We start from the raw sequence: 400 nt of genomic DNA, 5'->3' as shown, positions 1-400 counted from the left end.
TGCCTCCGCCACTTGCGTGCCGCATCGCACCGTGGCCGAGCCCGCGATCGGCAGCTGCAGCAGGAAGAAGCGCGACAATTCCCCTGGATCGATCTCTACCGTCGATCCGTAGGAGACGAAATTCACCGAATAATCGGCCTGCACGACCGTGTGATGCCGGGCGTGAAAAAGCTTCGGCTCGCGCTCCAGCGGGTTGAGGAAATGCGGGCAGAATATCCGGCCGATCGCATCACGCGCATCCTCGGGCGAGCGCGTGTCAACGGCGGCGAAACGGGAAAGCGGCACATGCTTTATCTGCATCGGGTCCCCTCACGCTATCGAGAAAGCCTTGCCGGATCCGGATAATGGCTTGCGCGATCTGGATTGCGGAAGCGGCCTTCCAAGCGGACCATGAACATAC

Annotated in this window: 1 protein-coding gene; it reads right to left on the bottom strand. The window is 61.2% G+C overall.

Annotation, left to right across the window (positions count from 1 at the left end; all coding sequences use genetic code 11):
- The coding region (locus tag AC1D0P_RS31055) for a cupin domain-containing protein (protein ID WP_477680241.1) at positions 1-300 on the bottom strand (300 nt) is incomplete at its 3' end.
- Positions 301-400 lie beyond the last annotated feature (100 nt).

The organism is Polaromonas sp. P1_G2 (assembly GCF_056405515.1).
Note: the sequence above shows the minus strand (reverse complement) of the source record. Positions and strands in the feature narration are given on the sequence as shown.